Origin of the sequence: Mesorhizobium sp. B2-4-19, from assembly GCF_006441315.1 — a bacterium.
Taxonomy (GTDB): Bacteria; Pseudomonadota; Alphaproteobacteria; order Rhizobiales; family Rhizobiaceae; genus Mesorhizobium.
This window is the reverse complement of record NZ_VFUV01000016.1, coordinates 20,126-39,962: the sequence shown is the minus strand read 5'-3', so window position 1 is coordinate 39,962 and position 19,837 is coordinate 20,126. Positions and strand designations below refer to the sequence as shown.

The 19,837-nt window shown below is 64.2% G+C and carries 16 protein-coding genes; 5 read left to right on the top strand and 11 right to left on the bottom strand.

Going from position 1 to position 19,837, the window contains the following annotated elements; translation table 11 throughout:
- Window positions 1-45 precede the first annotated feature (45 nt).
- Window positions 46-3,129: an efflux RND transporter permease subunit gene (locus FJ546_RS23395; RefSeq protein ID WP_140891498.1), complete on the bottom strand. Its 3,084-nt coding sequence runs from the start codon at window positions 3,127-3,129 to the stop codon at window positions 46-48.
- A complete protein-coding gene (locus FJ546_RS23390) occupies window positions 3,126-4,451 on the bottom strand; it encodes an efflux RND transporter periplasmic adaptor subunit (protein ID WP_140891497.1) in 1,326 nt (441 codons plus the stop codon). Before FJ546_RS23390 ends, FJ546_RS23395 begins: the two co-directional genes overlap by 4 nt.
- A gap of 145 nt (window positions 4,452-4,596) precedes the next feature.
- Here FJ546_RS23390 and FJ546_RS23385 point away from each other — a divergent pair, with 145 nt between their 5' ends.
- Complete coding sequence (locus FJ546_RS23385; protein WP_140891496.1) at window positions 4,597-5,166, top strand: TetR/AcrR family transcriptional regulator; 570 nt, start codon at window positions 4,597-4,599, stop codon at window positions 5,164-5,166.
- Window positions 5,167-5,205: 39 nt separating this feature from the next.
- Here the strand turns inward: FJ546_RS23385 and ugpC are convergent, their stop codons facing one another.
- From ugpC to FJ546_RS23355, 6 genes are all read right to left on the bottom strand, one after another.
- Complete coding sequence (gene ugpC / locus FJ546_RS23380; protein WP_140891495.1) at window positions 5,206-6,279, bottom strand: sn-glycerol-3-phosphate ABC transporter ATP-binding protein UgpC; 1,074 nt, start codon at window positions 6,277-6,279, stop codon at window positions 5,206-5,208.
- Window positions 6,266-7,204, bottom strand: a complete 939-nt coding sequence (locus tag FJ546_RS23375) for a PfkB family carbohydrate kinase (protein WP_140891494.1) — start codon at window positions 7,202-7,204, stop codon at window positions 6,266-6,268. Before FJ546_RS23375 ends, ugpC begins: the two co-directional genes overlap by 14 nt.
- Window positions 7,204-8,226 carry an SIS domain-containing protein gene (locus FJ546_RS23370; RefSeq protein ID WP_140891493.1) on the bottom strand — a complete coding sequence of 341 codons (1,023 nt, stop codon included), beginning with the start codon at window positions 8,224-8,226 and terminating at the stop codon, window positions 7,204-7,206. Before FJ546_RS23370 ends, FJ546_RS23375 begins: the two co-directional genes overlap by 1 nt.
- On the bottom strand, window positions 8,223-9,068 hold the full coding sequence (locus FJ546_RS23365; RefSeq protein ID WP_140891492.1) for a carbohydrate ABC transporter permease: 846 nt from the start codon (window positions 9,066-9,068) through the stop codon (window positions 8,223-8,225). The genes FJ546_RS23370 and FJ546_RS23365 overlap by 4 nt, the downstream gene beginning before the upstream one ends.
- Complete coding sequence (locus FJ546_RS23360) at window positions 9,068-9,952, bottom strand: sugar ABC transporter permease (RefSeq protein ID WP_140891491.1); 885 nt, start codon at window positions 9,950-9,952, stop codon at window positions 9,068-9,070. The genes FJ546_RS23365 and FJ546_RS23360 overlap by 1 nt, the downstream gene beginning before the upstream one ends.
- Before the next feature lie 184 nt (window positions 9,953-10,136).
- A complete protein-coding gene (locus FJ546_RS23355) occupies window positions 10,137-11,375 on the bottom strand; it encodes an extracellular solute-binding protein (RefSeq protein WP_095788047.1) in 1,239 nt (412 codons plus the stop codon).
- Between the two features lie 220 nt (window positions 11,376-11,595).
- Between FJ546_RS23355 and FJ546_RS23350 the strand changes: the two genes are divergently transcribed.
- Both FJ546_RS23350 and FJ546_RS23345 read left to right on the top strand, forming a co-directional pair.
- A complete protein-coding gene (locus tag FJ546_RS23350) occupies window positions 11,596-12,810 on the top strand; it encodes an ROK family transcriptional regulator (protein ID WP_140891490.1) in 1,215 nt (404 codons plus the stop codon).
- 102 nt (window positions 12,811-12,912) lie between these two features.
- Complete coding sequence (locus tag FJ546_RS23345; RefSeq protein ID WP_140891489.1) at window positions 12,913-14,523, top strand: inorganic phosphate transporter; 1,611 nt, start codon at window positions 12,913-12,915, stop codon at window positions 14,521-14,523.
- 163 nt (window positions 14,524-14,686) lie between these two features.
- On the opposite strand, the gene FJ546_RS23340 is transcribed toward FJ546_RS23345, so the two are convergent.
- The 3 genes from FJ546_RS23340 to FJ546_RS23330 form a co-directional block, all read right to left on the bottom strand.
- Complete coding sequence (locus tag FJ546_RS23340; protein WP_140891488.1) at window positions 14,687-15,532, bottom strand: MFS transporter; 846 nt, start codon at window positions 15,530-15,532, stop codon at window positions 14,687-14,689.
- Window positions 15,533-15,976: 444 nt separating this feature from the next.
- Window positions 15,977-17,137, bottom strand: coding sequence for a patatin-like phospholipase family protein (locus FJ546_RS23335; RefSeq protein WP_140891487.1), 1,161 nt, complete (start codon window positions 17,135-17,137; stop codon window positions 15,977-15,979).
- Complete coding sequence (locus tag FJ546_RS23330) at window positions 17,130-17,918, bottom strand: acetoacetate decarboxylase (RefSeq protein ID WP_140891486.1); 789 nt, start codon at window positions 17,916-17,918, stop codon at window positions 17,130-17,132. Before FJ546_RS23330 ends, FJ546_RS23335 begins: the two co-directional genes overlap by 8 nt.
- A gap of 245 nt (window positions 17,919-18,163) precedes the next feature.
- Here FJ546_RS23330 and FJ546_RS23325 point away from each other — a divergent pair, with 245 nt between their 5' ends.
- Together FJ546_RS23325 and FJ546_RS23320 are read left to right on the top strand one after the other, a co-directional pair.
- Entirely contained in the window at window positions 18,164-18,952 is a 789-nt protein-coding gene (locus FJ546_RS23325; RefSeq protein WP_140891485.1) for a 3-hydroxybutyrate dehydrogenase, read from the top strand.
- 70 nt (window positions 18,953-19,022) lie between these two features.
- The gene (locus tag FJ546_RS23320) at window positions 19,023-19,796 is read left to right on the top strand and encodes a phosphodiesterase (protein ID WP_140891484.1); all 774 of its coding nucleotides are present in this window, start codon (window positions 19,023-19,025) and stop codon (window positions 19,794-19,796) included.
- Window positions 19,797-19,837: the final 41 nt, after the last annotated feature.

Sequence of the window (19,837 nt, the reverse complement as noted above, 5' to 3'; positions counted from 1 at the left end):
CTGAGGCCGGATTTTTCCGGCCTCTTTTTTGTTCTTCGGCTTCCATCAGTCCGGCAATGCCGGCATCAGCCTCGGATCCGGCTTTTCCGCAAGATGCGGCAGGTCCTTGCTGGCGATGAAGGTGTAGAACATGGGCACGACGAAGAGCGTGAACATGGTGCCGACCAGGATGCCTGTGAAGATGACCAGGCCCATCGAGTAGCGGGCAGCAGCACCGGCGCCGCTCGACGTGATCAGCGGCACGACGCCTAGCGCCATAGCCGCCGTCGTCATCAGGATCGGCCGCAGGCGCACCTTGGCCGAGGCGATGATGGCGTCGCGCCGCCGCAGGCCATGCGCCTCGCGCTGCTGGTTGGCGAATTCGACCAGCAGGATGCCGTGCTTGGTGATCAGGCCGATCAGCGTGATCAGACCCACCTGCGTGTATATGTTGAGCGTGCCGAGGCCGAGATTGAGCGGCACGATCGCGCCGAAGATCGACAGCGGCACCGCCATCATGATGATCAGCGGGTCGCGGAAGCTTTCAAACTGCGCCGCCAGCACCAGATAGATGACGATGACAGCCGCTGCGAAAGCGATCAGGATGGTGTTGCCCTGTTCCTTCTCCTGCCTGGACTGGCCGGAATAGTCGATGAAGAAGGTGTCGGGCAGGCTCTCCCTGGCAATATCCTCGAGGACCTTCAACCCGTCGCCCGTGGTGACGCCAGGCAGGGGCAGTGCCGAGATGGTCGACGAATTCAGCTGGTTGAACTGTTCGATCGCCGCCGGCGAGGCATTGTTCGAAATCTTCACCACGGCCGACAGCGGCACCATCTCGCCCGTCACGCTGCGCACGAAATACTCGCCGAGCTTTTCGGGGTTGTCGCGGAATTGCTGCGGCACCTGGGGGATGATGTCATAGCTGTTGGAGTCGCGGTCGAACTGCGCCACTTCGGCACCGCCGACCAGCAGCGTCAGCGTCCGGCCGATATCGGCGATCGGCAAGTTCAGCGCGGCGGCTCGGTCGCGGTCGATGGTGACCGTCACCTGCGGCGAATCGTAGGACATCGAGTTCTGCACGACGATGAAACGGCCGGAGGCCTGTGCCTTGTTCTTGATCTGCTCGGCGGCCTTGTACACTTCCGCGGAATCGCCGGTCGAGCGCACGACCAGGGCGATCGGCAGGCCGCCACCGGAGCCCGGCAGCGTCGGCGGTGCGAAGACGAAGGCCTGCACGCCCGCCACCTTGGCGATACGAGCCGTGATGTCGGCCTGCAGTTCCTTAGAATTGCGCTTGCGCTCAGCCCAGTCCTTGAAGGCAAAGCCGACGAAGGCGCTGTTTGTCGTACCGCCGAAGGCAACCGCCGAGAACTGCGCCCGCGTTTCCGGAATATCCCTCACCAAGCCGAGCATCTGGTTCACATAGGTTTCGGTGTAATCCGATGTCGCATAGGTCGGTGCGGTCACGAGCGAGAGCAGGAAGCCCTGATCCTCTTCCGGCGCCAGCTCGCTCGAGGTCTTGGTGAACATGAAGCCGGTCACCCCGACGAGCGCGAGCACGATGATCAGCGTCAAAGGACGATAGTTCAGCGAACCGGTGACGGCACGCTCATAGACGTGCTCGACCCGCGCGAAAATGCCGTCGACAACGCGCTGGAAACGGCCCGGCGTGCCGGCCTTCAGGAGGCGCGCCGACATCATCGGGGTGATGGTGACGGCGATGACGCCCGACAGCACCACCGAGCCGGCGAGCGTCACCGCGAATTCGCGGAACAGCGCGCCGGTCAGGCCGCCGGTGAAGGCCAGCGGCGCGAACACGGCGGCCAGCGTCATGGTCATGGCGACGATGGCCGAGGCGATCTCGCGCATGCCGCTGAACGCGGCCTGCATCGGCGTCATGTGGTCTTCTTCCATGTGGCGGTGGATGTTCTCCACCACCACGATGGCGTCATCGACCACAAGACCGATCGCCAGCACCATGGCCAGCAGCGACAGAAGGTTGATCGAATAGCCCACCGCAAACAACAGGAAGCAGACGCCGATCAGTGACAACGGAATGGTGATGATCGGCATCATCACCGAACGGAACGAGCCGAGGAACAGAAGGATGACCACGACGACGATGGCAACAGCCTCGCCGATGGTCTTGAACACCTCCTCGATCGAGGCGCTGATCTGCCCGGTCGCGTCGTAGACGACCTCGATGGTCATGCCTTTCGGCAGCGTTTCCTGGATCTGCGGCACGAGCTTGGTGAGCGCTGCCGCGGTCGTCAGCGGGTTGGCCGCGGGAGTCGGGAAGATGGCGAGGAAGGTGCCGGGCTTGCCGTTGAAGGAGACCCTGGTGTCGGTATTTTCCGCGCCGAGTTCGACGCGGGCGACGTCGCGCAGCCGCACCACATTGCCGTCGGTCGAGCGCAAGGGCAGTTCGGCGAAGGCTTCCGGCGTCTGCAGCGTCGAGCGCACTGTGATCGACGAGACGACATATTCGTTCTGGGTGTTGCCGGGCGCCGACAGGAAGTTGGAATTGTTGATCGCCGTCAGCACTTCCGCCGCCGTCACACCGCGTGCGGCAAGCCGGACGGGGTCGATCCAGACGCGCATCGAGTATTGCTGGGCGCCGAAGATCTGGACGTCGGCGACGCCTTCGACCGTCGACATGCGGGGCCGGATGACGCGCTCGATATACTCCGTCAGCTGCTCCTTCGTCATGTTCGGATTTTGCATCGAGATGTACATCATCGCGAATTGCTGGCCGGTGCCCTTGACGATGACAGGGTCCTTGGAGGCATCCGGCAAGGTGCCGCGCACGCCCTGGACCTTGGACAGCACTTCGGTCAGCGCCACGTCGGGGTTGGAGCCGAGCTTCATTTGCACCGTCACGGTGCTGGAGGACGGACGGCTGGACGAAGTGACGTAGTCGATGTTCTCGGTCGAGGCGACGGCGCGCGCGATCGGGGCGGAAATGAAGCCCTGGATCAGGTCGGCGCTGGCGCCCGGATAGGCCGTCGTGATCGTGATCGCGGTTTCGTCAACCTTCGGATACTGGCGGATCGACAGGTTGAAGATGCCCTGGAAACCCAGGAGCAGGATCATGCAGGCAAGGACCGTCGACAGGACGGGCCGGCGAATGAAGAGATCGGAAAAGCTCATTGCTGGTCGGCCTGCTTGTTCGCCGATTTGGTCGGGTCGATGGTGTTGTCGACATTGACGGACATGCCGTTGAAGAGGCGGTTCTGACCCGCCGTGACGACCTCGTCGCCGGCCTTCAGCCCTTCGACGATCTCGACCATGCCCTGATTGCGGCGGCCGGGCTTGACGAAGACCTGCGACAGCACCAGCGCGGGCTTGTCGCCTTCCGCCGCCGGCTTGGCCGGGTCGGCAGCTGGTTTGGTGGCGTCGGAAGCGGCCTTGTCCGCCGGCTTTGCTGCATCGGCGGCAGGCTTCATGGCATCAGCTGGCTTGGCATCCGCCGGCTTGTCGGTAGCCGCCGCGGCTGGCTTTTCTTCCGGCTTGCCGGGCTGCGCCGGGGCCGTGCCGGCGGGCTTGGCCGGCTGCACCACGAAGATGTAGTCGCCATAAAGGCTGGTGGTCAGCGCCGTCTGCGGCAGCGCCAGCACGTTCTGCTCCTCGGGCAGTTCGACACGCACCTGTACGAACTGGCCAGGGGTCAGCTTGCCGTCGGGATTGGCGACTTCCGCCCGGATGTTCACCAGCCGGCTGGACGGGTCGATCTTGGGGTCGATGCCCCGTATTTCGCCGGCAAACGGCATGTCCGCGCCGCTCAAGCCCAGCCGAACCGTCTGGCCGATCTTGAGCAGCGGCAGCTGCTGTTCGGGGACCGAGAAATCGACCCGCATCGTGTCAAGATCCTGCAGTGTCACCACGGCGGTGCCGGGCGCCATATACTGCCCGACATCGATCTTCGGAATGCCGACCGTGCCGCCGAAAGGCGCCGTCAGCTGCTTCTGGTCGAGCACGGCCTGCAGCTTGGTGACCTGGGACGCCGAAGCCGAGGCCGCCGCACGTGCCGTGTCCAGCGTCGAGTCGGAACCGACGCCACGCCTGGTCAGTTCGATCGCGCGGGCCAGCGATGTCTGATCGAGCGCGGCCTGCGCCTTCTGTGCGTCGAGATCGGCGCGCTCGACGGCATCGTCGAGCTGCAGCAGCACCGCATTGGCCGCCACTTTCTGGTTGGCATGGAAAAGGATGTCCTTGACGATGCCAGTGGTCTCGACCGTCAGGTCGACGCCGCGCACGGCTCGCACCGTACCGATCGCCTCGACGCCCGGCGTCCAGCTCGACGGCTTGGCGATGGTAGTCGAAACGGTCGCCGCCGGCGGCTTCATCGTGGCGAAATACTGCTTGATGCCGTTGTCGCGCAGGAAGTTGAAGCCGACGATGCCGCCGACCACAACGACCAGCACGGCCAGAACGAGAATGATGACGAAGAAACGGAGTATGCGCTTGAACAAGGAAGTCCCCTCAGTCGAAATCCGGCGCGAAGCGCGGACATCGGGACACATATCGACTGCGGGTCCCGATTTCAAATGGTGGCGGCTTTACTGTACCGTCTGGACGGTCTTGTCAATTGGGCCTAAGCTCGCGAAGGGAGGCGCCATGAGAGCCCAACGACCGAACTCGCGCGAGAAGATACTCGCGGCGGCGGCTGATGTTGCCCGGGAATCCGGGCCCGGCAGCCTGTCGCTGGATGCCGTCGCCAGCCGCGCCGGCGTGTCGAAGGGTGGGTTGCTCTACAATTTCCCGACCAAGGCCAAATTGATGCAGGGGCTGGTCGAAGACTATCTGCGTGATTTCGAGCAGGCGCTGGAGACCGCCAACAGCAACGACGATGGCAAAAATCCGCTCGCCGTCTACATCAGGCTGTCGGCCGATGATTGCGAGGAAAAGCGGCCCTCCGCCTCGTGGATATTTTCGGCGATCGCCGAGGATCCCGATTTCATGACGCCGATAAAGACATTCAAGCGGCAGCTTTTCGAACGGCTGAAGGGCGAAACATCAGACCTCAAATCGCTGCTGGTCTGTTACCTCGCCATCGAGGGGCTGCGCAGCATGAACCTTTTCGATTCCGATGTGCTGTCGAAGGACGAACGGGAGCTGCTGGTGGCGTCGCTGCTGGAGATCGCCAGTTCGCCCGATGCCCACCAAGCTTCCAGGACGCAATCCTGACGGCTTTCAGCCGGCAGGCATCGGTTTTCCGGGGCAGACTCAAAAAGCCTTGCCGGTGTCAGGGTCGAAGAGCCGCAGCGCGTCCTCGCTGAAGACGAAGCTTGCCGCCTGACCTTTCGCGACGCGGGACGCCGGCGGCAGGCAAGCCGTCAGCTGCTGTGTGCCGATCCGTGCGGTGGTGACCAGTTCGGGACCGGTCAACTCGACGACTTCTATTTCCACCGGCAGTGACGGCGCGGTCGCATCCGCGGCGACCCGCAATGCTTCGGGCCTGATGCCGACCACAACCCGCGCTCCGTCCAACACCATGTCGCGGAAACGGGCGGGCAAGGGCAGGCTCGCCTTGGCGCCATCGATGGCCAGCATCGTCCCTTGGACCGTCGCCTGCAGCATATTCATCGACGGCGCGCCGACAAAGCCGGCGACATAGAGCGTTGCCGGCGCGTTGTAGATCTCCTCGGGCGTGCCGAGTTGCTCGATCCTGCCGTCGCGCATCACCGCGATGCGGCTCGCCAGCGTCATTGCCTCGATCTGGTCGTGGGTGACGTAGACGACGGTGGTCTGCAGCATCTGGTGCAGGCGCTTCAGCTCGGTGCGCATCTCCAGGCGCAGCTTGGCGTCGAGATTGGACAAAGGCTCGTCGAAGAGGAAGACCTGCGGCTTGCGCACCAGCGCCCTGCCGATGGCGACGCGCTGGCGCTGGCCGCCGGAGAGCTGGCTCGGCTTGCGGTCGAGCAGGGCTTCGATCTGCAGCAGTCTTGCCGCCTCGGCCACCGCCTTTTCGCGCTCGTCGGCGGCGACGCCGCGCATTTCCAGCCCGAAGCCGATATTACGGCGCACGGTCAGGTTCGGATACAGCGCGTAGGACTGGAAGACCATGGCGATGTCGCGGTTCTTGGGGTGAACGCCCAGGATCGAGCGGCCGCCGATCAGCACGTCGCCGCTCGTCGCTTCGGCGAGGCCGGCGATGATGTTGAGAAGCGTCGACTTTCCGCAACCCGACGAGCCGAGCAGCACCAGGAATTCGCCGCTCTGCAGCGCGATGTCGATGCCTTTGAGCGTTTCGACGCTGCCGTAATTCTTGCGGACGTTGCGGATTTCAAGCGCGCTCATGCGTGGCTTCCCTTGGATGCATCGGTTCGCCGTAGTTACGGGGCAAGGTTGATATGGCGCGCGACGCCACCTGCGTCGCGGCTGCAAGCGAGGCGGTCAGCGTCTGGTTCTGCGCCAGTGCGGCCAGGAAGGCCGCATTGAAGACATCGCCGGCGCCGATCGTGTCGATGACCTTGACGTCGGGCGCTGTCGCCGTGACCAGCACTCCGCCCGGCCCGATGGCTACCGCCCCTTCGGGGCCGCGCTTGACGACGGCGGTCGCGCCCTTCTTCATGCTGCACTGGATTTGCCGCGCGGCCTCGACCGGATCGGGCAGGCCGGCAAGGGTCACGGTCTCCACCTCGTTGAACAAGGCAAGGTCGCAACGCGCGAGCCAGGTGCGCGCCGTCTTGCAGTTCGCCGGGGTCCAGCCCTCCATCGGCCAGCCGGTGTCCAGCGCCACAGCTATGTCGTGCCCGCTCGCCCAGTCGAAGAACGCTTCGTAGTCGCGGGCCAGATCATCGGTGAGGAAGGAGCCGCACAGCAACGCATAGCCGCCGGCGAGGCGCTTGCCGTCGAGCACCGAAAATACGTCGGCAAGGCTGAAGCGGGGCAGGTGGCCGCGCGTGGTGAAAAACGTCCTTTCGCCGTCGGGATGGGTCATGCCGACCGAAAGCGTCGTGCTCTCCGGGCGCACCGGCCATTTGTCGGCGCGGGCGCCGAACGCCTCACGCAGCCAGCGGCCGAACTGGTCGTCGCCGACATTGGCGGCTATCTCGAAATCAATGCCCAACGCCTGCCAGGCGAGCCCGGTGTTGCCGGCCTGTCCACCAACGCGCAGATCGTCGTGATCGACGACGGTTTCCGTGCCTGGCTTCGGCCATGGCGCGACCGGGCCGACAATCAGGTCGACATTGACATTGCCGATCACCGCGAGCGGACGCATCACTCGCTCCTGGTGATCTTGGTCGAGCGCACGGGCGTGCCGGCATTGTCGACGCGACTGTCGGCGAAGGCGATCATCAGGCGCTGCGCCACCGGCAGCATGGCGAAGATCGCGGTGAGACCCGAAGCCGGCTTGAACGAGAGCGTGACGGCGCCCGCGACCGGCGATTGCCCGGAGGCATCGAAGATGATCAGCGGCGCGCCGGCCTCGGCCACGGAAAGGGCCATCGCGGTCACCAGTTCCGCCGTCTGATCGTTGCCGCGAAACAGGATGACGCCGATTTTTGGGCCGAGCATCTCCATCGGTCCGTGCCGCAACTGGCCGCCTTCGAGCGAGAAGCAGGGCAGCCGCGACAGTTCGGTGAGGCCGAGCGCCAGCGCCTCGGCCACGCCCTGCAGGCGACGGCCGGAGGTGACGATGGTCGTCACCTCCTCCAGCGCTGCGAGCGCTTGCGTGATGTCATTGTCCTGCTTCTGATCCAGCGCGCCTAGAGCGGCATTTGGGTCCTCGCCCAACGCGGCCAGGAGGGCCAGATGCAAGGCGAAGGTCACGGTCAGGCTACGAGTGGCGGCGAAGGCCAGTTCGGTGCCGCCGGCGCCGACCAGGCAAGGCGCGGTGCGAGCGAGAAAGGAGCCGCCCTCGAGCGTCAGACCGAAAATATCAGTAGTGCTTCCGGCTTCCGCAAACCACCTGACGACCTCCGCGCTCTCGCCGGACTGCGAGGTGACGAGCACCGTCCTGTCGTCCAGCGGCACCGGCTGGCCGAGCTGTTCCGAGAGCGGCAGTGCCAGCGCATCGATGCCGAGCGCGCGATAAAGCGGTTCGACGGCGCGCCCGACGGCATGCGAGCCGCCCATGCCGAGCAGCAGCAGCCGGCCGGTCTTCCTGATCGAGGCGGCGACCTGAGCCGCCATGGCGGTGTTGTGTTCGAACGAAGCACGCGCATCCGCATGCTGGCGCGCCATTTCGCGGTCGATGGCGACCAGTCCGGCCGGCCGAATTCCTGTTGCAGTCATCGTCATCCTTTCACACCGCCGCTGGTCAGGCCCGAGATCAACGCCCGCTGCATGACGAGGCCGATCAGCACCGGCGGCAAAGCGGCCAGCACGCCGGCGGTGGCGATCAGCCCGTAGTCGGAAACACGGCCGCCGGCCAAATCGGCGATGGCGACGGTCAAGGTCTTGGCGCGCTGGTCGGAGGTGAACAGCAGCGCATAGAAGAATTCGTCCCAGGCAAGCAGCACGGCAAACAGCGCCGATGTCGCCATTACTGGTGCCGCCAGCGGCAGCGTGATGATGCGTAGCGTCTGGAACAGGCCGGCGCCGTCGATCATCGCCGCCGCCTCGATCTCGCGCGGGATCGAGTCAAAGCCGGATTTCATCAGCCAGGTGGTGAAGGGCGCCAATATGGCCAAATAGACCAGCGCCAGGCCGAAGACATTGTTGAGCAGGCCGAGATGCGACAGGCCCATATAGAGCGGCACGGCGAGCGCCACCGGCGGCAGCATGTAGGTGGCGATGACCATCGACAGCGACCAGCCGATCGCCGGCGTGCGCGACACCGCCCAGCCGGCGGGGATGGCCAGGGCGAGTGCGGCCAGCGTCGCCATGCCGGCGATCTCCAGGCTGTTGCGCAGCGACGAGGTGAAGGCGGCACCGGCGCTGTTTTCGGCGGTCGACAGCAATGTCTGGTAGCGCGAGAAGTCGGCAGCCTGCGGCCACCAGCGCAGCGGCTTGGCGGCGAGATCGGCGGCCGGCGAAATGCTCATGATGAACAGCCAGGCGATCGGCGCCAGGATGATGGCGGCGAGCAGCAGCGCGCAGGCATAGATGAAGAGGGTGAAGGCGGGGCTTCTGCGTTCCATCAGACGGCACTCCCAGCGGTCTTCCTGACCAGCGCGGCATAGGCGACGGCGAGCACGGTGACGAGCAGGGTGACGATCAGCGCCAGCGACGCGCCGGAGCCGGCGCGCTGGAAGGAGAAGGCCTCCTGGTAGACGAGGATCGACAGCGTGCGCGTGCTGTTTGCCGGGCCGCCGCGGGTCATCACCCAGATGATGTCGAAGACCTTGAAGGCCTCGATGGTGCGCAGCACCAGCGCCACCATCAGCGGGCCGGCGAGATAGGGCAGGATGACGAAGCGGAAGCGGTTGAACGGTCCCGCCCCATCGACAAGCGAGGCGGCGGTGATGTCGCGCGGCACCGCCTGCAAAGCGGCGAGCGCGATCAGCGCCACCAGCGGAAAGTTCTTCCAGCAGTCGGCGACGATCAGGGCCGTAAGCGCCGTTGCCGGCTCACCCAGCCAGGAGCGGTAAGCGTCAATGAGATTGAGTTGCGTCAGCGCGGCGTTCAGCGCGCCATATTCGGGATTGTAGATCAGCCGCCACAGCGTGGCGTTGACCACCGTCGGCAATGCCCAGGGCAGGATCATCAAGGCGCGCAGGATGGCGCGGCCGTGGAACTGCTGATTGAGGAGCAAGGCGGCGAGAACGCCAATCACCATTTCGGCGGCAACCGAAATGACGGCGAACAGCGTCGTGGTGACCAGCGTGCGCGAGAAATTCGAGCTCGACAGCATGTTGGCGTAATTGTCGAAGCCGACGTAGTTGCCGCCGGTGCCGACCAGCTTGGCGTCGGTGAAGGAGAGACCGACCGTATCGACCAGCGGCCAGCCGATGACGGCGACCATGACCACGAGCAGCGGCAGCATCAGCAACCAGGCACGGGTCGTCATCCAGGTGCTCGACATCAGAGCAGCCTCTCTTCATTCATGGTGATTTCAGACATAGCACGGGCGGCACTCGCGCATGACCCCGGAAGTCGGAACCGATTTCCGGAAAGGATCATGCGCAAGATCAGAAGCGCTACAGCGTCCTTTGCGCGTCCAGTTGCGGGCGGCGCTGTAGTGCCGCCCGCAACTGGAGAACAACGCCTCAGAGGCCGCTGTTTTGCGCGGCGGTCTTCAAGGCGTCTTCCGGCGAGGATTGGCCGAGCAGCGATTCCTGGATGGCCTGCTGCAGCGCGGTCGACAGTTCCTGGTATTTCGGCGTGGTCGGACGCGGATACATGGCGGCGAGGCCGAGCTTGGCGGCGGCGATCAGTTCTTCCTGACCCTTGGTGACCGCCGGATCGTCATAGGACGAGGCCCAGATCGGCAGCGACAGCTTGGCGTACTGGTTCTGCGTCGCCTGCGAGGTCATGTATTCGATGTATTTCCAGGCTTCGTCCGGATGCTTCGAGACCGCGGTGACGCCGAGGCCCATCGACCCGTTGACGGCCGACACCTCGCTGATGCCGGTGACACCCGGCGCCGGCACCACGCCGACTTTGCCCGCGACCTTCGAGTCCTTCGGATCGTTGGCCATGTTGTACATGTAGGTCCAGTTGAGCGCGAAGGCGGCGTCGCCGTTTTCGAAGACCTTGCGCACGTCCTCTTCCAGGAATTCCTTGGAATTCGGATTGGTGAGGCCGGACTTGTAGCTGTCGACCATGTATTTCAGCGCCGAGAGGCCGCCGCCATTCTGGAAGTCCGGCTTGCCGTCCTTGAGGAAGTCGCCGCCATAGGCGCTGACCAGCGTGGTGTAGTCGCAGATTGCGGCCTCGGCCTGCGACCAGCTCCAGGCGATCGGCGTCTTCAGCAGGCCCTTGTCCTGGATGATCTTGGCCTGCGCGCCAAGCTCTTCCCACGTCTTCGGCGGCGTCTTGATGCCGGCCTTTTCCAGGATGTCCTTGTTGTAGAACAAGTATTTGGTGTCGAGAATCCACGGCATGCCATAATATTTGCCGTCGTACTGGACCGTGGTCCAGGCGCCGGGCAGCACGCCCTTCTTCATGTCGTCGGTGATCTTCGACGAGACGTCGACCAGCACCTTGTTGGTGGCGTATTCGGCCGGCCAGATGACGTCGAACAGCACGACGTCGTAGCCGCCGCCCGAACCCTGGGCCAGCACGGTCTTGTCGTGCAGGCCTTCGTAGGGAACGAATTCGAGATTGACCTTGACGTCCGGATTGGCCTTGGTGAAGGCGTCCGTCATGGCGCGCACATCGGCCTCGCTGTAGGCGGCCTGCGCCATGAACAGCGCATTGAGCGTCGTATCGGCGAAAGCGTGAGGGACGAGCAGTCCTCCGGCGAAGACCGCGCCGACCAGTGTCTTGGTGATTGTCTTAAGCATCTTCTTCTCCCATTTCCGGCGTTGACGGGCCGGCGATGCGGGCGTTTCGCTTCGCCTTCCCGGATCCATGTCGCGTGACCTCATGCTTACCCGGCTGACCGGTGGCGACAGGCGGAAGCCCTTGGCCATCTTGTTCTGGGACATTCAGTTTGCATTAAGTCAACTCGCTTGACTTAATTAGTCGATCAATATTCTAATGGAGTCAAGAGGGGAAAAGCCGGTGGATGACATCAGCCCGATCCGCGCCAAAAGCGGCACCAACCAGGAAGGCACCAGCGCACACAACCGCCGGGTCATGATCGAGGCGCTGCGTCTCAATGGCGCCCTGTCGCGGGCCGACCTGTCGCGGGCGACGCAGCTCACCAAGCAGGCGGTCTCCAACATCATCGAAGATCTCGAAAGTGACGGCCTGGTCGTCGCGCTCGACGCGGTGCGCAAGGGCAGGGGGCAGCCGTCGACCCCCTACAGGCTGGTGCCTGAAGGCGCCTTCGCCATCGGCTTGCATATAGACCGCCATCTGACGCGCGCCGTGGCCGTCGACCTGATGGGCAGCGTGCTGGCGCGCGCCGAGGCGAACCTGCCTTTCGATGAGCCGTCGAAGGGCGTCGAGATCATCCTAAAGCTGATTGCCGGTGTGCGCCGTGACCTGGCCGGCATTTCGGTCCAGTCGGAAAAACGGCTGGTCGGTCTCGGCGTTGCCATGCCCGGTCCTTTCGGACTGAAGGATTCGGACGACAAATGGATGATGCCGGCCTGGCAGAAGTTTCCGCTGCTGGAGGCGCTGGCCAAAGGCACGGGGCTGAATGTCGGCCTGCAGAACGATGCCGCCGCCTGCGCCACGGCGGAACGTATCGTCGGCGCGGCGCATGGCGTCGACCACGCGGTCTGTCTCTATGTCGGCTACGGCATCGGCGCCGGGCTGATCCTCAATGGCGAACTCTACAGCGGCGGCCATGGCAATGCCGGCGAAATCGGCATGGCGCTGTTGGCGCCGGCCGGACCGGGCTCGACGCCGCTCGAGCACCGCGCCTCGCTGGCCTCGCTCTACCAGCATCTCGGCCTCAATCCGGCGGACAGTGATATCTACGAACAGATGAACGCCCTGGTGCTGGCCGAGGATGCCAAGATGATGGCCTGGATCGACGGCGCAGCGCATGATCTGCGCTGGAGCGTGCATCTCATCGAGACGATCTTCGATCCGCAGACCGTGATCCTGACCAGCGGCGCGCCGGAAGCGCTGGCGCGCCGGCTTGTCGAGGCAATGCACCCGCTGCTGCCGTCGATCGCCGACCGGTCCGCAAGAATGTTGCCTCGCCTGCAACTCGGCACCACCGACCCCTGGTCGATCGCGCTCGGTGCGGCCGCGGCGCCGATCAGCCGCGCCTTCGATCCGCTGTTCTCGGCGATCCTGAAGACGCGTTCCGCTCCGGCATAGGAGCTCCCAAGGCCGAAGCCCCTGTTTCGGCGTCATACAGGGTTCATCGTGCGGACATAGCGTCTTTCCCAGTTCTTTGCTGCAGTGCAATAGGAGTGGGACATGGTGGACATAGTTTCTAGTGAGGCGGGCATTCCGAGACCGGATCACCCGCTGGACAGTTCGGGCGGCGCGAAGTGGTTTCTGCCGGCCTTTGGCGTGCTGGTTCTGGTCGGCGTGGTCTATGTCGGCTACGCGCTGAGCCAGGACCTGGCGGTGGCCAAGACCGTGCCGTGGATCCTGCTCGGCATCGCCTTGCTGATCGCGCTCGGCTTCGAATTCGTCAACGGCTTCCACGATACCGCCAATGCGGTGGCGACCGTCATCTACACGCGCTCCCTGCCGGCCGAATTCGCCGTCATGTGGTCGGGCGTCTTCAACTTCCTCGGCGTTCTCACCTCCAGCGGCGCGGTGGCCTTCGGCATCCTGTCGCTGCTGCCGGTCGAGCTGATCCTGCAGGTCGGCTCCTCCTCCGGCTTTGCCATGGTGTTCGCGCTGCTCGTCGCGGCGATCCTGTGGAACCTCGGCACCTGGTTCCTCGGCCTGCCGGCCTCGAGCTCGCACACGATGGTCGGCTCGATCATCGGCGTCGGCCTCGCCAACCAGTTCATGGCGCCGTCCGGCAGCGCCACCAGCGGCGTCGACTGGTCACAGGCGACCAATGTCGGCGTGACCTTGCTGGTGTCGCCGATCATCGGCTTCTTCGCCGCAGCAATCCTGCTCTATGCGATGAAGATTCTGGTTCGCAATCCGGCCCTCTACGAGGCCCCGAAAGGCAATGCCCCGCCGCCTTGGTGGATCCGCGGCCTGCTGATCTTCACCTGCACCGGCGTCAGCTTCGCGCATGGCTCCAATGACGGGCAGAAGGGCATGGGCCTGATCATGCTGATCCTGATCGGCGTGGTGCCGACGGCCTATGCGCTGAACCGCACGCCCGACATCAACTATCTCGAAGCCTACAAGTCGGCTTCAGCCAATGTCGAAACGGCGCTGGGCAAATATGCGAAGCCCGGCGTCACCGTCACGGATGCCAAGGATGCCAAGGCAGCCGTCCAGGATGCCGTGCGCACCCGCAGCTGGAGCGACAAGACAACGGTCGCCTTGCAGACCTACATCCACAACACGACGGCTGGACTGCAGCCCTATGCGTCGGTCGACAACGTGCCGACCGATCTGGTCAGCAACGCCCGCAACGACATCTATCTGATCGGCGAGGCGCTCAAGCTGATCGACAAGAAGCAGCTGTTGCCGATGCAGGGCGCCGATCTCAAGGCGGTGACCGACTACCACAAGGCCGTCGACAATGCGACGAAGTTCATCCCGCTCTGGGTGAAGGTCGCGGTGGCGCTGGCGCTGGGTCTCGGCACCATGGTCGGCTGGAAACGCATCGTCGTCACCGTCGGCGAGAAGATCGGCAAGAGCCACCTGACCTATGGCCAGGGCGCGGCGGCCGAACTCGTCGCCATGGTGACCATCGGCATGGCCGACCGGCTCGGCCTGCCGGTTTCGACCACCCATGTGCTGTCGTCGGGCGTCGCCGGAACGATGGCCGCCAATGGCTCAGGCCTGCAATGGTCGACGGTGCGCAACCTGCTGCTGGCCTGGGTGTTGACCCTGCCGTGCTCGATCGCGCTTGCCTTCGTGCTGTTCATCGTCTTCCGCCAGGTGTTTTGAGCGTCAGACCTTCAAGAGAACGGCGCCACCTGCGGCGCCGTTTCTCTTTGTCGACCTATCCTGCGAAGACCAATGAAGGGTCAGAGCGTGCGCCTTCCCAGGCGGGCGCGCCGCTCGAAGGGTTCAGCTTTCGAGGGAGTGGTTGGCCGGCTCCAGCCGAGGCTCACCGCCGCGCAACGTCCGCCCTGTCACGGCGGCGCAGCTGGCGAAGCGACAACATGTGCAGCAGGATCGAGCTTGGCACCACGAAAGCAGGGGTCAGCACACCCGGATAATCGCCTGCGCCGATGCTCTCCACATCCGCGACAATCAACTGCCACGGGCCGGGCGAGGTTATCATGCCCATGGTGATCGCGACAGCGAAGTCGGCAAGCCCGAGGATGTTCCAGAGAGTTGCCGCCCTCCGGCCTTTGTCTGTGCCGGTCGCCACTGAGATCGCAGCCGGCAACGCCAACAATCCGGTCAGCATGTCGCCGATGCCTGCCGGCGCTGCGAACGCGCCGGGCAGCGTACCGCGCAGCCAGGCCGCGATAGCCCAGGTGCCGAATACGCGGTAGAGTTGAAGCATCACGAGCCAGCTCGCTGGCATCGCATCGAGCACCAGCCCGATCCGCTTCGAGAGCAGCAGGAGCGGCGCCCCGATGATCACCGGTAGGAAGATCGCCGATGGCAATAGCGGAAAAGACGCGGTGTCCGCGTGAAAGACGCCGTTGATCGCGGCGCTCCAGGCGAAGGCGAGCCACAGCGTGTCCGGGATCATGATCGCCAGCCAGGTCGTGCGGCGTTGAGCTGGCGTCAGGCTCGTGCGTTCGAGGCCGAGCCACAATCCCAGCGCGATGAGCCCGTGGGCTGCGAGCTGGTGGGCCGTGGTCGGAACGCCGGTGGCCGGGATCGCCGGCCATCTGTAGATCACCAGGAGCCAAAGCAACGTCAGCGGCGCAAACCAGAGCAGGCCGCGCCAGGCGTCACGCGATGAAACGATAGCAGGGGAAACAGCTTCGACGGTCATCAGCGGCACTCCATTAAGCCCAGGGCAATTCCAGGAAAGTGTGAGCGGTTTTCCGTCTGGAATTGCGTCAAAACAAAGAGTTAGAGCGGTTCGCCGTTTCCATGAAACGGTGAAACGCGCTGGCGCATTTGCCTGCTCAGATGTACGCCTGCTTTGAGCGAGCTAATATCCGCGACAATGTTGATAGGCTGTGAAGAAGAACTTCACAGTCCGGCCGAGCTTGCTCGACGGCGTGAAGGCGTGCCTACGCGTTTGCACCGTAGTTTCGCCGACCTGCCGCGGAACTCATGGTGACGGCCGGGCGGATCGCATCCTTGTCCCGCATGTCTGGGCAGCGCTCCTGATAGGCACGATGCGCGGCGTCGGTTGACCAGCCGGCGAAGGGTCCCGTTCGTGGGCGAAGTCCGCTTTGTAAGATTGCTCCGCTTGTCCTGGACGCAAATGTCAGGTCGGGTCTTCGCGGTGCAGATCGTGGATGGTGACGCCGTCGGCATTGGTCGGCAGTGTCAGCCATTTGCGATGGCGCAAGGTGCGCTGCGTGTCTTCCAGGCCGGTGTCCCAATGCTCGCGCATCGAGGTGCCGGAGAACTCGTAGTCCTTGGCGTGACCTTCATAGCCCTTGTGCTGGTAGATCAGGTGCACGATGTTGACCAGGCCGGCATCCGAATAGTCCGCGATCAGCGCTTCTTCCGCCGGCGTCAGCTGCTCCTTGGGCACGCGCTTCAGCGCCTCGAGCAGGTGCATCTTCAGGCCATGGATGCGCTTGAAATTGTCGGTGTTCTGGCGCGTGCGGCTGGAATACATGATGTCCTTGTGGCGCGACAGCACGTCCGGCATGCTGCGCGGCAGCACGCCGCGCGCGCTGAACAGGTCGACCTGGAACACCAGCGACGAACGGTCCTCTTCCTGGTCGAGCAGATATTGCAGCGGCGTGTTGGAGACGATGCCGCCGTCCCAATAGTACTCGCCTTCGATGCGGACCGACGGAAAGGCCGGCGGCAGCGCGCCGCTGGCCATGATGTGCTCGGGCCCGATGCGGACCTTGTCGGTATCGAAATAGACGAAGTTGCCGGTCCGCACATTGACCGCGCCGACGCTCAGCCGTTTCTTGCCGTCGTTGAGGATGTCGAAATCGATCAGGCTCTCCAACGTGTCCTTCAGCTCGGCGGTGTCGTAGAAGCTGGTGGCGCCCTCGGCGCCGGGATGCTCGAACCAGGGGTTGGGATTGCGCGGCTTGAAGAAGCCGGGCTGGCCCATGGTCATGGTCATCCACGACGAGGTACGGTTGCGGATGTCGCGGTAGATGTCGCCTTCCGGCGTATAGGCCCAGATCTTGCGGCCCGAGACGGCCTGCCAGAACTGTTCGAGCCGCTGCAGGCGGCGGCTGGACTCGTTGCCGGCGATGATCGAGGCGTTGATGGCGCCGATCGACACGCCCGACAGCCAGCTCGGCTCGCAGCCGGCATCGGCCAGCGCCTGATAGACGCCGGCCTGGTAGGCGCCGAGCGCGCCGCCGCCTTGGAACACCAAAGCGATGCGGTCATATTGCGCCGAGATCTCCGTGATCGTGGCGGCGGCTTCCTTGTTTCGGTGGCGTTCAAGCACGAATTTTCTCCGGCTGGGTTGTGCTGGTTGCGAGCCGGCTGTGATCGGCAAGATAGTCGTGGACAACCTCGCCCAACCCAAGCGTCAAATCGGCCTTGAAGTGGACTGCGGAGACGATGTCGAGCACCGGCAGCTTCGCCACGTCGGCCATGACGTGGGGCCTGAGATCAAGCGCCGCCGGCGCCGTCCAGGCCTCCTTCAGCGTGATGTCGGTGAGGTAATAGCGCACCAGCTCGCAGATACGCGGCGTGCCGTCGACATGCGGGATGATCTTGATCAGGAAATTGGGCGCGGCGAGCGCGGCGAGCACGGAATCATGATCGGCTTCCCGGTGTTTGTAGCCCATCGTGCCGGTGGCGCACAGAACGCTGCCATAATGCAGCGTGCCGACGATCACCTCGCCTTCATGGACGATCTTGGGATTGGCCAGTTTCTTCGGAAACCCCCACAGCTCGCGACCGCCGGCGATCGGCGCGTCGTCATCGAGATACATCGAGTGGACGTAGCCGCCATGCTGACCCTTGTACTTCACCGGAATGACCTGGCCGGTTTCGGTGTAGTCGCCGAAGCCGGTGGAGTCGGGCATGCGGATGAATTCATACTTGACCAGCGGCTCGTCGATCTCCAGCGGCGCCGGCACGACGGCCTCAAGCGCCTCGCGTGTCGTGCGATAGGTGATGATGATGTATTCGCGATCGAAGAACCGGTAGGGACCGGGCGGGAAGGACGGGTTGGTCAACGGCATCGCATAGGCGCGCTTCACGACATCGGCGATTTCCAAGCTGCACTCCCAGGTTCTGTCGGATGAATTTCGTTCAGGAATGACCGCGCGAATGCGCAACCGATTATGTTGCACGGCACCATGACAGTGCCGTGTCAGCCAAACGACCATGGTTTCGCAGCGTGGCGAGGCCGTGCCGACGCTGTCGTCTGGCTGTAATCGCGCCGACACATGGCTCTGTCATTGTCATGTTGCGACGCACAATTATATGCTGTCATTCCCCTCCCACCTCTCGCGAGATCACCATGGGTTCCCTGTCTTCGAAGAATGCCCTCGTCACCGGCTCGACCAGCGGTATCGGCCTGGCCATTGCCCGCGCCTTCGCCGCCGAGGGCGCCAACGTCACCATCAATGGTCTTGGCGACCCCGCGGCCATTGAGCAGGAGCGCTCGGGCATCGAGAGGGATTTCGGCGTCAAGTGCCGCTACTCCGACGCCAACATGATGGATGGGACGGCGGTAAGCGCCATGGTGCATGATGCCGAGTCGGCGTTCGGCAGCCTGGACATCCTGGTCAACAATGCCGGCATCCAGCATGTCGCGCCGATCGAGGAGTTTCCCGACGACAAATGGGAAGCCATCATCCGCATCAATCTTCTGGCGGCCTTCTATGCCATCAAGGCTGCGGTGCCGGGCATGAAGGCGCGCAAATGGGGCCGCATCATCAACACGGCTTCGGCGCACGCGCTGGTCGCCTCGCCGTTCAAGTCGGCCTATGTGTCGGCCAAGCATGGCATTGCGGGGCTGACCAAGACGGTGGCGCTGGAAGTCGCGCAGGACGGCATCACCGTCAACGCCATCGCACCCGGCTATGTCTGGACGCCGCTGGTCGAAAAGCAGATCCCCGACACGATGAAGGCGCGCGGCATGACCGAGGAACAGGTCAAGCATGACGTGCTGCTCGCCGCACAGCCGACGAAGGAATTCGTCACTGTCGAGGAGCTTGCAGCGCTGACACTGTTCCTGTGCTCGGATGCCGCCAGGCAGATCACCGGCACGACCTTGCCGATGGACGGCGGCTGGACGGCACAGTAGAGGGGCAATCGAGGCGTTGCGTTTCTGGCTGGCGCCATGCGGCACCGGCGGGAAGGGTACAGTCAGGTCCATGAAAATCATCCAGCTCTCCGACCCGCATCTGATGACGCCGGGTGGCTTGCTCTACGGCTCCGATCCGCTCGCAAGGCTGAAGGCCTGCCTGGCCGACATCGGCAAGAACCATGGCGATGCCGAACTGGTGGTGATCTCGGGCGACCTGACCAATGACGGCGAGCGTGCGGCCTATGCGGCGTTGCGGGACGGGCTGGCGCAATTTTCGCCGCCCTGCCGGCTCATGCTCGGCAACCATGACGACCGGGCGCTCTTCCTCGAAATGTTCCCCGATGCCGCCGCCGAGCAGGGGTTCGTGCAGAGCGTGTTCGATGGCACAGAGGGCCGGCTGATCCTGCTCGACACGCTGGACAGCGGCCATGTCGAGGGCAGGCTCTGCCCGGCGCGCGTCGACTGGCTCGACGAACGGCTGCAAGAGGCGGGCAACCGGCCGGTCTTCCTGTTCATGCATCACCCGCCGTTCCGGATACACATGCCGGTGCTCGATGAGGTCAGGCTTACCGACGCCGATCCCTTCCATGACGTGCTGTCGCGCCACGGCAATGTCCGCCATATTTTCGCTGGCCATGTCCATAGGCAGATCGCCGGCAGCTGGCGCGGCATACCGGTCAGCACGCTGCGCAGCACCAACCACCAGACCGCGCTCGATTTTTCGCAGAGCTGGAGCCTGGGGCACGAGCCGCCCGCCTATGCCGTGATCTTCATTGATGCGGAGGGGGTGATCGTCCACTTCCACGATTTTCCCGTCGGCGCTGCTGACCGGGCTCCGTAACGCCGTCCATCCCTGGATAGCGGTCCTGACGACACAGTCGC

What these genes read in the sequence shown, in the direction of transcription:
- FJ546_RS23355 (WP_095788047.1), bottom strand. Translation starts at nt 11,375, where the DNA reads ATGCTTAAGACAATCACCAAGACACTGGTCGGCGCGGTCTTCGCCGGA.
- FJ546_RS23385 (WP_140891496.1), top strand. Translation starts at nt 4,597, where the DNA reads ATGAGAGCCCAACGACCGAACTCGCGCGAGAAGATACTCGCGGCGGCG.
- FJ546_RS23375 (WP_140891494.1), bottom strand. Translation starts at nt 7,204, where the DNA reads ATGCGTCCGCTCGCGGTGATCGGCAATGTCAATGTCGACCTGATTGTC.
- FJ546_RS23345 (WP_140891489.1), top strand. Translation starts at nt 12,913, where the DNA reads ATGGTGGACATAGTTTCTAGTGAGGCGGGCATTCCGAGACCGGATCAC.
- FJ546_RS23340 (WP_140891488.1), bottom strand. Translation starts at nt 15,532, where the DNA reads ATGACCGTCGAAGCTGTTTCCCCTGCTATCGTTTCATCGCGTGACGCC.
- FJ546_RS23320 (WP_140891484.1), top strand. Translation starts at nt 19,023, where the DNA reads ATGAAAATCATCCAGCTCTCCGACCCGCATCTGATGACGCCGGGTGGC.
- FJ546_RS23370 (WP_140891493.1), bottom strand. Translation starts at nt 8,226, where the DNA reads ATGACGATGACTGCAACAGGAATTCGGCCGGCCGGACTGGTCGCCATC.
- FJ546_RS23395 (WP_140891498.1), bottom strand. Translation starts at nt 3,129, where the DNA reads ATGAGCTTTTCCGATCTCTTCATTCGCCGGCCCGTCCTGTCGACGGTC.
- FJ546_RS23325 (WP_140891485.1), top strand. Translation starts at nt 18,164, where the DNA reads ATGGGTTCCCTGTCTTCGAAGAATGCCCTCGTCACCGGCTCGACCAGC.
- FJ546_RS23365 (WP_140891492.1), bottom strand. Translation starts at nt 9,068, where the DNA reads ATGGAACGCAGAAGCCCCGCCTTCACCCTCTTCATCTATGCCTGCGCG.
- ugpC (WP_140891495.1), bottom strand. Translation starts at nt 6,279, where the DNA reads ATGAGCGCGCTTGAAATCCGCAACGTCCGCAAGAATTACGGCAGCGTC.
- FJ546_RS23360 (WP_140891491.1), bottom strand. Translation starts at nt 9,952, where the DNA reads ATGTCGAGCACCTGGATGACGACCCGTGCCTGGTTGCTGATGCTGCCG.